Annotated in this window: 12 protein-coding genes and 1 riboswitch; of the genes, 4 read left to right on the top strand and 8 right to left on the bottom strand. The window is 70.1% G+C overall.

Going from position 1 to position 13,463, the window contains the following annotated elements; translation table 11 throughout:
* Positions 1-12 precede the first annotated feature (12 nt).
* Entirely contained in the window at positions 13-3,390 is a 3,378-nt protein-coding gene (locus tag OXQ95_RS09655) for an AAA family ATPase (protein WP_267381384.1), read from the top strand.
* A gap of 155 nt (positions 3,391-3,545) precedes the next feature.
* Here the strand turns inward: OXQ95_RS09655 and OXQ95_RS09650 are convergent, their stop codons facing one another.
* Positions 3,546-3,707: a hypothetical protein gene (locus tag OXQ95_RS09650; RefSeq protein ID WP_242098258.1), complete on the bottom strand. Its 162-nt coding sequence runs from the start codon at positions 3,705-3,707 to the stop codon at positions 3,546-3,548.
* 155 nt (positions 3,708-3,862) lie between these two features.
* Between OXQ95_RS09650 and OXQ95_RS09645 the strand changes: the two genes are divergently transcribed.
* Both OXQ95_RS09645 and OXQ95_RS09640 read left to right on the top strand, forming a co-directional pair.
* A complete protein-coding gene (locus tag OXQ95_RS09645; RefSeq protein WP_267381349.1) occupies positions 3,863-5,110 on the top strand; it encodes a putative DNA modification/repair radical SAM protein in 1,248 nt (415 codons plus the stop codon).
* Between the two features lie 39 nt (positions 5,111-5,149).
* Positions 5,150-6,562 (top strand): UdgX family uracil-DNA binding protein, encoded by a 1,413-nt coding sequence (locus OXQ95_RS09640; RefSeq protein WP_267381348.1) that lies wholly within the window; start codon positions 5,150-5,152, stop codon positions 6,560-6,562.
* Positions 6,563-6,834: 272 nt separating this feature from the next.
* Here OXQ95_RS09640 and OXQ95_RS09635 read toward each other — a convergent pair whose 3' ends face one another.
* Positions 6,835-7,629: an aldo/keto reductase gene (locus OXQ95_RS09635; protein WP_267381347.1), complete on the bottom strand. Its 795-nt coding sequence runs from the start codon at positions 7,627-7,629 to the stop codon at positions 6,835-6,837.
* A gap of 74 nt (positions 7,630-7,703) precedes the next feature.
* Between OXQ95_RS09635 and OXQ95_RS09630 the strand changes: the two genes are divergently transcribed.
* Positions 7,704-8,330, top strand: a complete 627-nt coding sequence (locus tag OXQ95_RS09630; protein ID WP_267381346.1) for a DedA family protein — start codon at positions 7,704-7,706, stop codon at positions 8,328-8,330.
* On the opposite strand, the gene OXQ95_RS09625 is transcribed toward OXQ95_RS09630, so the two are convergent.
* The 6 genes from OXQ95_RS09625 to OXQ95_RS09600 form a co-directional block, all read right to left on the bottom strand.
* Entirely contained in the window at positions 8,320-9,726 is a 1,407-nt protein-coding gene (locus OXQ95_RS09625; protein ID WP_267381345.1) for a hypothetical protein, read from the bottom strand. The genes OXQ95_RS09630 and OXQ95_RS09625 overlap by 11 nt on opposite strands.
* Complete coding sequence (locus OXQ95_RS09620; protein WP_242098252.1) at positions 9,723-10,433, bottom strand: DJ-1/PfpI family protein; 711 nt, start codon at positions 10,431-10,433, stop codon at positions 9,723-9,725. Before OXQ95_RS09620 ends, OXQ95_RS09625 begins: the two co-directional genes overlap by 4 nt.
* A gap of 17 nt (positions 10,434-10,450) precedes the next feature.
* Positions 10,451-10,529, bottom strand: a riboswitch (ZMP/ZTP riboswitch).
* Between the two features lie 41 nt (positions 10,530-10,570).
* Positions 10,571-11,020, bottom strand: coding sequence for a hypothetical protein (locus tag OXQ95_RS09615; protein ID WP_242098251.1), 450 nt, complete (start codon positions 11,018-11,020; stop codon positions 10,571-10,573).
* Positions 11,021-11,030: 10 nt separating this feature from the next.
* Positions 11,031-11,567, bottom strand: a complete 537-nt coding sequence (locus OXQ95_RS09610) for a demethoxyubiquinone hydroxylase family protein (RefSeq protein ID WP_242098250.1) — start codon at positions 11,565-11,567, stop codon at positions 11,031-11,033.
* The gene (locus OXQ95_RS09605) at positions 11,564-12,046 is read right to left on the bottom strand and encodes a disulfide bond formation protein B (protein ID WP_242098249.1); all 483 of its coding nucleotides are present in this window, start codon (positions 12,044-12,046) and stop codon (positions 11,564-11,566) included. The genes OXQ95_RS09610 and OXQ95_RS09605 overlap by 4 nt, the downstream gene beginning before the upstream one ends.
* Positions 12,043-13,395 (bottom strand): S41 family peptidase, encoded by a 1,353-nt coding sequence (locus OXQ95_RS09600; RefSeq protein WP_242098248.1) that lies wholly within the window; start codon positions 13,393-13,395, stop codon positions 12,043-12,045. Before OXQ95_RS09600 ends, OXQ95_RS09605 begins: the two co-directional genes overlap by 4 nt.
* Positions 13,396-13,463: the final 68 nt, after the last annotated feature.

Genomic DNA, 13,463 nt, shown 5'->3' with positions numbered 1-13,463 from the left:
GGCGCCGCGGGCATGCAGATCAAGCGGCTCCGGATCACCGGGTTCAAGAGCTTCGTCGAGCCCGCCGATCTCCGCATCGAGCCGGGCCTGACGGGCGTCGTCGGTCCCAATGGCTGCGGCAAGTCCAACCTGCTCGAGGCGCTGCGCTGGACGATGGGCGAAGGCAGCGCCAAATCGCTGCGTGGCGCCGGGATGGACGATGTGATCTTCGCCGGCACCGCGACGCGGCCGCCGCGCGATTTCGCCGAAGTGTCGATCCTGGCCGAGGTGAACGGCGACGAGACCGAGATCGTCCGCCGGATCGAGCGCGGCGCCGGCTCCGCCTACCGGATCGACGGGCGCGACGTGCGCGCAAAGGACGTGGGGCTGCTCTTTGCCGATGCCGCCACCGGCGCGCATTCCCCGGCCCTCGTCAGCCAGGGTCGGATCGGCGCGGTGATCGCCGCCAAGCCCGCCGACCGGCGCGCGATGCTCGAAGAGGCGGCGGGGATCGCCGGCCTCCACGTCCGCCGCCGCGACGCCGAGCAGCGGCTCCACGCGACCGAGGCCAATCTCGCGCGGCTGGGCGAATTGATCGCCGAACAGGATGTCCGCGCCGCCGCGCTGCGCCGCCAAGCCCGCGCCGCCGATCGCTATCGCACGCTGTCCGAGCAGATCCGGATCGCGGAAGCCCGGATGATCTTTGCGCGCTGGCGCGAAGCTGCCGCTGCGTCCGATATCGCCAAGGCCGAGGCGAAGGCGACCGAAGCGGGCGTCGTCGCGGCCACCGCCGCCGAACGCGTCGCCGCCGAAGCGCAGGCACACGGGGTGGAGCGGGTGGCCGCCGCCCGCGCCGCCGCCCGAACCGCGCGCGACCGCGCCGGCGAAGCCGGGCACGCACTGGCCGCGCTGCGCACCGAACGCGCCAATGCGGTGCGCCGCCAGACCGACCTCGCCGCCACCGCCGCGCGGATCGTCGACGATCGCGCGCGCGAAGACCGGCTCGCGCGCGACGCCACCGACGCCATTTTGCGGCTGGGCGCGGAGGCGAGCGCGCTGGCCGCGGCGATCGAGACCGCGAGCGGCACGGCGCCTGCGCTCGACCGGACGCTGACCGACGCGGAGCGCCGCGCGCGCGATGCCGAAGTGGCGCTCGCCCGCATCCTCGCCGAACAGGCGGGCGAGGCCGCCGACCGCCGCATTGCCGCCGCCGCCATCGCTGCCGCGCGCGCGCGGATGGATCGCGCGGATCGCGACGCGGCGCAGGCACTGGCCGCGCTCGCCGCGCTTCCCGACCCGACCGGGCTGCTGGCGGAACGCGACGCGGCAGCGGCCGCGCGCGAGGGGGCGCTGTGCGCGGCGACCAAGGCGGCCGATGCGCTCGCCTGGGCCGAGGCGAGCGGCACCGAAGCGCGCGAGGCCCGCGGCCCGGCCGAAGCCGCGCGCGCCACCGCCATCGCCGCGCTCGCCGGGCTCGACGGCGAGATCGCGGCGCTCACCCAGGCGAACGCGCGCGGCGACGGGCGTTTGCTCGATTCGATCAGCGTCGTGCCGGGCTTCGAACGCGCGCTCGCCGCGGCGCTGGGCGACGAGCTGCAATCGCCGCCCGACGCCTGGACCGGCTCGCCGATCGCGCCGCACGATCCGCCGCCGCCTCCGGGCACGCTGCCGCTCGCCGAGCGGATCACCGCGCCGCCCGCGCTCGACCGCCGGCTGGCGCAGATCCTGCTGGTCGAGGTCGATTCGGGTCAGGAGCTGGCGGTCGGCCAGCGGCTGGTCACGCGCGAGGGCCGGTTGCGCCGATGGGACGGCTATACCGCCGATGGCGGCGGGGCGGCCGCGGCCGAGCGGCTGGAACGCGCGAACCGCCTCGCCGCGATCGAGGCGGAGCGACCTGCCGCGCAGGCCGCGGTCGACCGCGCCGAAGCCGCGCGCGCCACGCTCGACGAACGGATCGCCCGCGCCGCCACCGCCGCGCAGGGCGCGCGCACGCTGCTGCGCACAAGCGAGGGCGAGGGCCGCGACGCGCAACGCCGCGAGGATCGCGCCGCCGCCGCGCTGGAACGCGTGGAGGCGCAGCGCAGCGAAGGCGAGGCGCGCCGCACCCGGCTGATCGCCGAACGCAACACCGCGGCGGACGAACTGGCGCGCGCCGAAACCGATGCCGCCGCGCTTCCCGACGGCCGCGCGCTGGCCGCGACGCTCGCGACGCTCCAGCACCAGGCCGAGGATGCCCGCGCCGCGGTCGCCACCGCACGTGCCGCACGTCTCGCCCACGACCGCACCCTGGCCGCCAGCCGCGAACGCCGCGCCGCGGTCGAGGCGGAGCTCGGCACCTGGCGCGCACGCGCCGGCGATGCCGCCGGCCGTATCCGCGACATGGGGCAGCGCGAGGCGGAGCTGGCGGGCGAAACGGACGCGCTCGCCGAACGCACCACCGCGCTCACCGCCGCGATCGCCGCCGCCGAACGCGACTCGGGCGAGGCTCGCCTGGAGGCCGACACGCGCGCCGCCGCCGAAGCCGCCGCCGAAACCGTGCTGCGCGGCGACGAGGCCGCGCACCGCGCCGCCGCCGAGGCGCTGTCGCTGGCGCGCGAGGCGCGCGCGGGCGCCGTCATCCGCGCCGAACATGCCGAATTGCGCCGGATCGAACTGGGCCGGGTCTCGGGCGAACGGTTCGAATGCCCCGCGCCCGTGCTGCCCGAACGCACCGGGTTCCTGGCCGCCGAGGTCCGCAGCCCTGCCGAGGAATCCGCCGCGCACGAACGGATGGCGGCGGAGCGTGAGCGGATCGGGCCGGTCAATCTGGTGGCCGCGCGCGAACTCGCCGAATTGGAGGCGGCAAGCGGCGGCAATGCGGCCGACCGCGACGAGCTGGCAGAGGCGGTGCACCGCCTGCGCGGATCGATCGGCACGCTCAATCGCGAGGGTCGCCAGCGGCTGCGCGCGGCGTTCGAGGCGGTCGATGCGCATTTTCGCACGCTGTTCGCCACGCTGTTCGACGGCGGTGCGGCGCACCTGGCGATGATCGATTCGGACGATCCGCTCGAGGCGGGTCTCGAGATCATGGCGCAGCCGCCGGGCAAGCGGCTGCAATCCCTCACGTTGCTGTCGGGCGGCGAACAGGCGCTGACCGCGGTCGCGCTCATCTTCGCGCTGTTCCTCACCAACCCCGCGCCGATCTGCGTGCTGGACGAGGTGGATGCGCCGCTCGACGATGCGAATATCGAACGCTTTTGCGACCTGCTCGACCGGATGAGCCGCGACACCGCGACTCGCTATCTGGTCGTCACGCACAACGCGGTGACGATGAGCCGCATGCACCGCCTGTTCGGCGTGACCATGGTCGAACGCGGAGTCAGCCGGCTGGTCTCGGTCGACCTACGCGCCGCCGAGGGCATGGCGCATTAAAATCAGGCGACGTTATCCTGCTCCGTTCGCCCTGTGCTGGTCGAAGGGCTTGCGCTGAATGCGAACGTTCGCCAGCGGAGAGCGTGCTTCGACAAGCTCAGCACGAACGGATTGGGCGGCCAGGTCGAACGGACGCCATCCCCTCTCCAGGCGCTTTACGCCGGCCGCTGCCAGGCCGGCATCGCGTTCAGCGCCTGGCCGACACACAACAGGCACAATTGGTGATGAATGGCGGCGACCTTCGCTTCGCTCGCCTGAATTGCGCGGATCGCCTCCTGTTCGGAGCGGCGGAGCCAGTGCGCGGTCTCGTGAGTCATGGCGGAACGTCCTTCTCGTCGATCCCCTGCCCCATCTTCTACACCGCAGATGTTGCAGCGGTGCGTCGGCTCAATGTCGATTTCGTCAGCTTTCTCTGCGTCTTCGTAAACCTCGATCACTCGACGGCGCAGGGTGCGGAACGTATATCGAACGCATGGCCCAACTCGACACCCGGCAGAAGCTGGCGATCCTGGCGGACGCCGCGAAGTATGACGCGTCCTGCGCATCGTCGGGCACCGCCAAGCGCAACAGCCGGGACGGCAAGGGGCTGGGCTCCACCGAGGGCATGGGCATCTGCCACGCCTATGCGCCCGATGGCCGCTGCATCAGTCTGCTCAAGATCCTGCTGACGAATAGTTGCATCTTCGATTGCCATTATTGCATCAACCGCAAGAGCTCGAACGTCCGCCGCGCGCGCTTCACCGCCAAGGAGGTGGTCGATCTCACCATCGCCTTCTACAAGCGCAATTATATCGAGGGGCTGTTCCTTTCGTCCGGGATCATCGGCTCTTCCAATTACACCATGGAGCAGATGGTCGAGGTCGCCCGCTCGCTGCGCGAGGATCATCTTTTCCGCGGCTATATCCACTTGAAGACGATTCCCGATGCCGATCCCGAACTCGTCCACCGCGCTGGGCTGTTTGCCGATCGCGTCTCGATCAACGTCGAGCTGCCGACCGCCAGCGGCCTGAAGCGGCTGGCCCCCGAGAAGGACGGCGCCCGCATCGAAACCGCGATGCGCGAGGTGAAGGCGTCGATCGTCGACGGCAAGGACGCGCGCGCCAAGTACAAGTCGGCCCCGCGCTTCGCGCCCGCCGGTCAGTCGACGCAGATGATCGTCGGCGCGGACGCCGCGACCGATGGCGATATCGTCACCAAGGCGTCGACCCTGTACGACCGGTTCGGCTTGCGACGCGTCTATTATTCGGCGTTCAGCCCGATCCCGGATGCGAGCGCGGTGCTGCCGCTTCAGCGACCGCCGCTGATGCGCGAGCACCGGCTGTATCAGTCCGACTGGCTGATGCGCTTCTACGATTATACGCCCGCCGAAGTGATCGCCGCGGCGGACGATGCGACGGGCATGCTGCCGCTCGACATCGATCCGAAACTGGCCTGGGCGCTGAAGTTTCGCGCCAGCTTTCCCGTGGACGTGAACCGCGCGCCGCGCGAGATGCTGCTGCGCGTACCCGGCCTGGGGGTGAAGGCGGTGAACGCGATCCTGCGCACGCGCCGCTGGCGGCGATTGCGGCTGGACGACGTGGCGCGGCTCACCGTCTCGGTCGCCAAGGTCCGCCCGTTTCTGATCGCGGAGGATTGGCGCCCGATCGCCCTGTCCGACGCCGCCGAACTGCGCCCGATCGTGATGCCCAAGCCCCGGCAGATGGAGCTGTTCGCGGCTTGACGCGCCGGAACAACCCCGTGTCGGCGGAGTAGGGCCAGGATGCGCGTCGTAACCTTGTCCGAACCCGATGACTTCGACGGTTGGCGCGATGCGGCGCGCGGGCTGATGACGCAGGGCGTGCCGCCCGAGGACGTCGTGTGGCAGGTGGGCGACGCGCCCGGCGATCTGTTCGCCGCCGTCCCAGCCTCCGCCGCTCCCGTACCCGCCCTTTCGGCACCCGACGCCCCCGCTTTGTCGGTCCCCCGCGCCTTTCTCGATCTGGCGCGCAGCGCCATCCTGGCGCGCGATCCCGAACGCTTTGCCCTGCTCTACACGCTGCTCGCACGCCTGCGCCGCGAACCCAAAGTCGTCGAGGACCGCGCCGACCCGCTCGTCCGCCGGCTGGAGACCATGGCCAAGGACGTGCGCCGCGACATCCACAAGATGCGCGCCTTTCTGCGCTTCCGCGAAGTGGCGGACGAGGACGGCACGCCGCGCTTCGTCGCCTGGTTCGAGCCCGACAACCACATCGTCCGCGCCAATGCGGCCTTCTTCGTCAACCGGTTCGCGAGCATGCGCTGGTCGATCCTGACGCCCGCCGTCTCGCTCCACTGGGACGGCGCGACGCTGGCGCAGGGCCCCGGCGCGGAAAAGGCCGACGCGCCCGACGGCGATCCCACCGAAGAGGTGTGGAAGACCTATTATGCCAGCATCTTCAACCCGGCGCGCGTCAAGATCGGCGCGATGCTGAAGGAGATGCCGCGGAAATATTGGAAGAACATGCCCGAGACCGCGCTCGTCCCCGCGCTGATCGCGGGCGCACAGGCGCGGGAGAGCGGCATGATCGAGACGGCGCGCACGGCGATGGGCGGCAATGCGCAGGCGGCCTGGGCGGCATTGCGCGACGAAGCCGCGGCATGCACGCGCTGCCCGCTCCACGCCCCCGCCACGCAGACGGTGTTCGGCGAAGGGCCGGTCGATGCCGCGATGATGTTCGTCGGCGAACAGCCGGGCGACCAGGAGGATCTGGCCGGCCACCCGTTCGTCGGCCCCGCCGGGCAGATGTTCGATCGCGCCATGGCCGAGGCGGGCGTCGACCGGTCGCGCGTTTACGTCACCAACGCGGTGAAGCATTTCAAGTTCGAACAGCGTGGCAAGCGCCGCATCCATGCCAAGCCCGGCGGACCCGAGATCGACGCCTGCCGCTGGTGGATCGAACAGGAACAGGCGATCGTCCGGCCCAAGGTGACGGTGGCATTGGGCGCGACCGCGGCGCGTTCGCTCTTCGGCCGGGTGATGACGATCGGCCGCGAACGGGGCCGCGCACTCGAACTGCCCGGCGGCGGCGGGGAAGCGTGGATCACCGTTCACCCGAGCTACCTCCTCCGCCTGCCCGACAAGGCCGCAGCCGAGGCGGAATATGCCCGCTTCGTCGAGGACCTGCGAACGGCAGCGGCGCGGGTGGAGGCGTGATCCGGGGTTAGCGCAGTCATGCGCCCCCAAGGAGTGGCTGGTTCGGGCGAAGACGCGAAGATGAGAGCAAGGACGGTCGCGCGGAGGCGCGGAGTTATAGTGGCAGGGCGCAGCGCTCGATCGGCGGATCATGATAATGACGGCGTCTGCGGTCGAACGCTCCGACTCCGCGCCTCCGCGCCTCCGCGTGAAATGCTTCTTAGCGTCTTAGCGCAAACGGTTACGCCGCCGCGATCGCGCACTCTCCAAAACGATCGGGAAAGCCGCCCTCCTCAAAGCTCGCGAGGATCCGGCCCGATCCGGCCATCGGGAGCGTCCATCGCATCGATCGCCGCGACGTCGTCGGCATCCAGCGTCAGGTCGGCGGCGGCGAAATTGTCGGTCAGGTGATCGGCGTCGCCCGCCTTGGGGATCACCGACAGCCCCTTGGCGAGGTGCCAGGCGATGATGACCTGCGCGGGCGAGCGGTGGTGGCGGTCGGCGATCGCGACGATACGGTCGTCCTTCAGCGTCGCGCCCTGGCCAAGCGGGCTCCAGCTTTGCGTCACGATGCCGTGATCGGCATCATAGGCCTGCACATCGCGCTGCTGGAAGCTCGGGTGGAGCTCGATCTGGTTGACCGCGGGCGTCACGCCGGTGGCGTCGATGATCCGGTCGAGATGCTCGGGCAGGAAGTTGCACACCCCGATCGAGCGCGTCTTGCCCGCGTCGCGCGCCGCGATCAGCGCCCGCCACGCCTCGACATAACGGTTCTCGCGCGGGATCGGCCAGTGGATCAGATACAGGTCGATGCTGTCGCGCCCCATCAGCGCCAGACTCTCGTCTAGCGCGACGGCGGCGTCGCCATGGCGATCGTTCCACAGCTTGGTCGTCACGAAAGTGTCCGTGCCGTGCACGCCCTCGCCCACGCCACGCTCGTTGCCGTAGAAGGCGGCGGTGTCGACGAGGCGGAAGCCGATATCGATCCCCTTGCGGACGATCGCCGCGGTCTGCGGCTGGGGGATCTTGTACACGCCCATGCCGAGCTGGGGCATAGTGCGGCCGTCGTTGAGCGTGAGGTCGGTCATGCGCGTGTCAACCGCCGCATGGCGGTCGGGGTTCCGGTTGACGGCTTCCCCGGGCTCGCGCAAGCGCGGTCGCCATGATCGAAACCATCCTCGGCGCGCTCGCCGCCATCCTCTTCGGCGTGATCGCCAACGGCGGCTATCTCGGCGTGGCGCTGCTGATGGCGATCGAGAGCGCATGCATCCCCCTCCCCTCCGAACTCATCATGCCGGCGGCAGGCTATCTCGTCTCGACCGGCCGGTTCGACCTGTATCTGGCGGCGACGGCGGGCGCGATCGGATGCAATCTGGGATCGATCGTCGGCTATGAGATCGGCAAGCGCGGCGGCCGGCCGGCAGCCGAGCGCTGGGGCCGGTATCTGCTGATCGGCCCCGGCGAACTCGACGCCGCGGACCGGTTCTTCGCGCGATTCGGCGGCGCGGCGGTGCTGATCGGCCGGCTGCTGCCGGTGATCCGCTCGTTCATCGCCTTTCCCGCGGGCGTCGCGCGGATGCGGCTGGTGCCGTTCCACCTCTACACCTTTGTCGGATCATGGCCGTGGTGCTTCGGCCTGGCATGGCTGGGCATGACGCTGGGCGATCGCTGGCACAGCGATCCGCGCGTCAAGGCCGCGTTCCACCGCGCCGATCTCGCCATCGGGGTCGTGCTGGTGGCACTCGTCGCCTTCTATGTGTGGCACCGGCTACGCGGGCTCAGGCGCTGAGCCGGTCTGCCCGGCATGCCGCGCGCGCGAGCAGCAGGAGCGCGGGCACGGCAAGGGCGACGTAGAGCGCGAACCCGGTCCATGGCGACCACCCGAGCCATTCGCTCGGCCAGGTGCGCATGTCGCCCTGCAGGAAACGGTCGCGGATCACTGCGCTCCAGATCGGGAAGGTGAATTGCGGCGGGCTCAGGATCTCCGCTGCCGCGATCACCGCGTTGAGCACGATCGACAGCCCCATCACCGCCAGCGCGGCGATCCGCGCGCCCCTGCTCCGCAGCGCCGCCCAGAACGGCGCGAATCCGATCGCCAGCGCGCCGATCAGCGGCATCGCGTGGCGCGGCCCCGTCGCGTTGCCGCCATCCCAGTAGTAATAGGCCGCGTTCACCAGCAGCACGATCGCGACGACCGCCGCCGCCGTGCGCGCCAGCCCTTGCGTCGCGGTGCAGCGCTCCAGCATCGCAAGGCCCCGCAGCGCCATCAGCAGCGCGGGGGCGATCCAGAACAGCCCCTTGTGCACGCCGAAGGTGATCTCCCACAGCAGCACCGGCCGCGGCAGGCCCAGCCCGAACAGCCCGTGGCGCATGCCCTCGTAACCGACCACGCCCGAATAGCCGATCCGGAACACCGTGCCGAAGGCGACCCCGTTATACGCCGCGATCGGCACCGCCGCGATCAGCCCGCCAAGCAGCATGGCGGCATAGAGCCGCCAGTGCGCCGGCCGGTGCCAGGCGCGCCACACGATCCAGATCCCGATCGCGGCACCCGCCAGCACCGCCTGATATTCGATACCCACGGCCCAGCCAAGCGCCAGCCCCGCGCAGAAGCCATGGCGAAGGCGTGGTCCCTGCCAACCAGCCCACAGCGCCACCACATAGAGCGCCGCGACGGAGGAATGGCCGAACACCGTCGTCGACCACCCCCAGATCGGCGCGCCGAGCGCATAGCCGATCGCCGCGAACAGCCCCGCCGCCGCGCTACCCGTAATTGCGATGCCGATCTCGTACAGCAACACCGCGGCAAGCGCGGTGAGGAGCGCCGGCCCGGTCGCCACTGCCAGCCGCAGCCGCAATCGGTAGTAGCGCGCCAGCCCGTGATCGTTGACGTCCGCCGGGTGTGCCGCCTCGCGATCCTGCGTAAGCGCATCCGCCAGCGCCACCGCGGGGAGCGCCATCAGCGTCATGCCCGGCGCCTTGTCGAGATAGAAATGCGCGCCGAAGCGCGACTTGTCGATCGTCGTCGCCGCCATCCGGTCGATCGCCGCCGATCCGCGCTCGACCAGCCCGACGCTGGCGAACAGCCGAGTCGCGTTGTTGGGATTGAACTCCCAGGATCCGAACCAGCAGCACGATGCCCAGACGAACAGGAACAGCGCCACCCGCATGCGGGCGCGGGTCATGCGCGCCCCCCCTCGCTCATGGCGCGCACCGCCGCCGCACGAAGCCGGGCGTCGCGATCGGGCGCGGCGCGCGCCGCCATGGCCCTGAACCGCGCGACGGCCTCGCTACCCGCGCGTTCCGGAGACCCCGAGTCGAACGGCGGCGCCGGATCATATTCTAGCCTTAGCTGAAGCAGACGCGCATGCGCCTCGCCGCGGATCGCCGCGACCAGCGCGAGGCCAAAATCGATCCCCGCTGTCACACCGCCTCCCGTCACCCGATCGCGATCGAACACCACGCGCGCGTGCACCGGGATCGCGCCGAACGCGGCGAGGTGATGATGCTGCGCCCAGTGGCATGTCGCGCGGTAGCCGCGCAGCAATCCCGCCGCCCCGAGCAGCAGCGACCCGGTGCACACGCTGGTGATCCAGGTGGCGTGATTGGCGGCCCGCGCCACCCATGCCATCGTCTCGCCATCCTCTATCGCGTCGGTGATGCCCATGCCGCCCGGAATGCAGAGAATGTCGGGCATCGCCGCCTCCGCGAAGCTCGCGGTCGGCAGCAGCGCGAAGCCGGCATCGGTGGCCACTGGCGCGCGACTCCCCGCAACGAGATCGATCGTCGCATCACCTAGCCCCGCCAGCATCTGCGCGGGGCCGGTCAGATCGAGTTGGGTGACGTTCGGAAACAGGAGGAACGCGACGCGGATCGGCGATGGCTGGGGCATGCGGGTCTCCTTGGCATAGCGGGTACCCAGGCGAGCGGCATGGTCGTGCGACGCTCCCCCGTGGTGCTCCACGCTTCGCCAGTCACGTCGGGCGCAAGGCTAGTCGGCTCGGCCGGCCACCGCAAGCACCGGTAGCCCTACTGCCCCTCGGTCTGCGCCGCCTTACGTTCCGCGTTCTGCGCGCGGGTCGCGCGGCCCTGCACGGCGAAGCAGCCCGACTGGCCGCCCGCACCCACCGCCGAGCAACTGCCGACGCCGTTCACGCCGGTGCCGACGTCCAGCGTAGCCTGTGCCTTGGCCGCCCAGGCGGCATTTTCGGGCGTCACCTGGAAATTGCGCAACTCCTTGGGAACGCGGAACTGTTCCGACGCGCTGCGCCGCTCGCACACAACGACTTCGTCACCATCGGTATTCGTCGGGCAGCGCTGGTTGCCATAGAGGACGAGCACGCCGTTGACCGGCGCTCCCTTCGCCATCTCGGCCGGCGGCATCACCGGCTTGGGTCTGGCGGCGCCCGGCAAGGCGACCTGCTGCGCGAGGCCGGGCGTGGCGACCATCGCCAGCCCCATCAGGATCAGGTTCCGCATGTTCACTCCATCACACTCGCTTGGCCGCTCCGATCGCGACCTTGCAGCCGAGCCGGATCAGCGCGCTGAGCACGGGATAGCCCGGCGTGTTCTCCGCGCCCGCGGCCAGCGCATGCTCGCGGTGCTCCACCTCCTCGGCCTGGAAATCGGCGATGGCCGCGGAAAGTTCGGGATCGCTGTCGCCCAGCGCGACGATCTGTTCCTCGTAATGTTTGTCGATCTCGGTTTCCACCGCCGCGGTGCAGGCCATAGCGGCATCGGGACCGAAGGCCGCGGTGACCGCGCCGAGCGCGAAGCCCGCCACCGTCCAGAATGGCTGGAGCAAGGTGGGCCGAACGCCGCGCCGCACGATCATCGAATCGAAAAACGCGCGGTGGCGTTCCTCCTGACCCGCCATATGATGGATCGCACGCGCCGCGGGATGCCGGTCGCCCAGCACCGCGAGCTGCCCCGCATAGATGCGCGTCGCACCATATTCGCCCGCCTGATCGACGCGGATCATCGCATCGGTCGGCTCGCGCCGGTCGCCGGGGCGCCAGCGGTTCATCGTGGTTTCCTCAAGAGCGACGCGATTACCGCAGCCCCACCCAGCGACAGGATAGCGTTGAACCCCGCCAGCGAGATGCCGAAGAGCGTCCATTGCGGCACGTCGCAGCGGATCACCGGCGCGGCCATCAGCGACGCCAGCCGCTCGGCCGCAGTGGCGCCGACGATCGGCGCGGTCGCGGTGCAGGCGGTGTGCAGCGTCCACCAATGATATTCGCCGCCCGCCTGATAGACGCCGATCACGCCGCTGATCGCGATCAACACGGCAGCAGCGAGCACCAGGAAACGACCCGGCCGCGGCCAGGGGGCAGCCAGCGCCAGCAGCGCCACGACGAGCGCGGCATAATGCGGCCAGCGCTGCCAATGGCACATCTCGCACGGGATCAGCCCGCCGAAGAGCTGGCCGCCCCAGGCGCCCGCGAGCAACGCGGCCGGGAGCAGCAGCGCGAGGCCGCGCGCCGTTCGCTCATTGGCGGTCACTTGGGCACCACGGGCGAGGCGACCGGCGGCTTGGTCGCGGCCGCGACCTGCGCCGCGCCGCCGAGCCGCGCGACCGTCTTCAGCGCATAATAGAGCTGGAAATCGACGATGCCCGCCTTCTTCAACTGATCGGCGGTCTGCGAGAAGCGCGGATCGGTCTTCGCGTCCTCCTCCAGCACCGCATTGTCCGGCTTCATCTCGTTGATGAGATGCCGGCGCAGATCGGCCTCGCGGAACACCGGCTTGGTCTTGAAGTCCGGATCGCTGATCTGCGGCACCGCGATGTCGGGTTCGATCCCGCCTTCTTGCACGCTGCGGCCCGACGGCGTGTAATAGCGCGCCGTGGTCAGCCGCAGGACGGTCTCGGGGCCGAGCGGCAGCAAGGTCTGCACCGATCCCTTGCCGAAGCTGCGTTCGCCCATCACGAGCGCCCGGTGCTGGTCCTGCAGCGCGCCGGCCACGATCTCGGACGCGGACGCGGTGCCCGAATCGGTCAGCACCACGACGGGCAAACCGTGCGCATCGTCACCGGGATGCGCATAGTAACGCTCGATATCCGTCTTCTCGCGGCCACGCTGCGAGACGATCTCGCCATGATCCAGGAACGCGTCGCTCACCTCGATCGCCTGGCTCAGCAAGCCGCCGCCATTCTCGCGCAGATCGAGCACGTAACCAAGCGGCCGATGCCCGAGCGACTTGTCGATCGCCATGATCGCGGCGCGGGTGTCGGCGCCGGTCTGTTCGGAGAAGGTGTTGATGTCGATATAGCCGACATCGCCGCGCACCTCCCACTTCACCGGCTTCTGCACGATCACCTCGCGAGTCATCGTCAGGTCGAGGGGCTTGTCGCGACCGGGGCGGACGAGGCCCAGCGTGATCTTGGTGCCCGCCTTGCCGCGCATCAGCGCGATCGCCTCGTCGAGCGACTGGCCATAGATCAGCTTGCCGTCGATATGCGTGATATAGTCGCCCGACTTCACGCCGGCTCGCGCGGCCGGCGTCCCCTCCTGCGGCGCGATCACCTTCACCGCACCGTCTTCCATGGTGACGGTGAGGCCGAGGCCGCCATAATTGCCCTCGGTCATGATCTGGAGGTTCTGGTAATCGAGCGCGTCGGCATAGCTCGAATGCGGATCGAGGCTCGCGAGCATGCCCTGGATCGCGCCCTTGATGAGCGTCTTGTCGTCCACCTTGTCGACATAGTTCGCCTTCACCCGGTTGAAGACGTCGATGAACTGATCGAACTCGCGATAGGTGTCGGTATCGGAAGCGGCCATCGCCGCGGTGGCGAGCGGAACGAGGGCGAGCGCGCCGACGATCGCGGTGGCGGCAAGCAGGGGACGGGGCATCGACTTCGGTCTTGGCACAAGGGAGTCCTGGACAGGCGGGATGGCGTTCGCCCTCCCTAGCCGCTTTG

It is taken from the genome of Sphingomonas sp. GC_Shp_6 (assembly GCF_026540835.1).
Taxonomy (GTDB): Bacteria; Pseudomonadota; Alphaproteobacteria; order Sphingomonadales; family Sphingomonadaceae; genus Sphingomonas.
Note: the sequence above shows the minus strand (reverse complement) of the source record. Positions and strands in the feature narration are given on the sequence as shown.

Coding starts and splice junctions, on each gene's coding strand:
- OXQ95_RS09655 (WP_267381384.1), top strand. CDS start 13: ATGCAGATCAAGCGGCTCCGGATCACCGGGTTCAAGAGCTTCGTCGAG.
- OXQ95_RS09650 (WP_242098258.1), bottom strand. CDS start 3,707: ATGACTCACGAGACCGCGCACTGGCTCCGCCGCTCCGAACAGGAGGCG.
- OXQ95_RS09645 (WP_267381349.1), top strand. CDS start 3,863: ATGGCCCAACTCGACACCCGGCAGAAGCTGGCGATCCTGGCGGACGCC.
- OXQ95_RS09640 (WP_267381348.1), top strand. CDS start 5,150: ATGCGCGTCGTAACCTTGTCCGAACCCGATGACTTCGACGGTTGGCGC.
- OXQ95_RS09635 (WP_267381347.1), bottom strand. CDS start 7,629: ATGACCGACCTCACGCTCAACGACGGCCGCACTATGCCCCAGCTCGGC.
- OXQ95_RS09630 (WP_267381346.1), top strand. CDS start 7,704: ATGATCGAAACCATCCTCGGCGCGCTCGCCGCCATCCTCTTCGGCGTG.
- OXQ95_RS09625 (WP_267381345.1), bottom strand. CDS start 9,726: ATGACCCGCGCCCGCATGCGGGTGGCGCTGTTCCTGTTCGTCTGGGCA.
- OXQ95_RS09620 (WP_242098252.1), bottom strand. CDS start 10,433: ATGCCCCAGCCATCGCCGATCCGCGTCGCGTTCCTCCTGTTTCCGAAC.
- OXQ95_RS09615 (WP_242098251.1), bottom strand. CDS start 11,020: ATGCGGAACCTGATCCTGATGGGGCTGGCGATGGTCGCCACGCCCGGC.
- OXQ95_RS09610 (WP_242098250.1), bottom strand. CDS start 11,567: ATGAACCGCTGGCGCCCCGGCGACCGGCGCGAGCCGACCGATGCGATG.
- OXQ95_RS09600 (WP_242098248.1), bottom strand. CDS start 13,395: ATGCCCCGTCCCCTGCTTGCCGCCACCGCGATCGTCGGCGCGCTCGCC.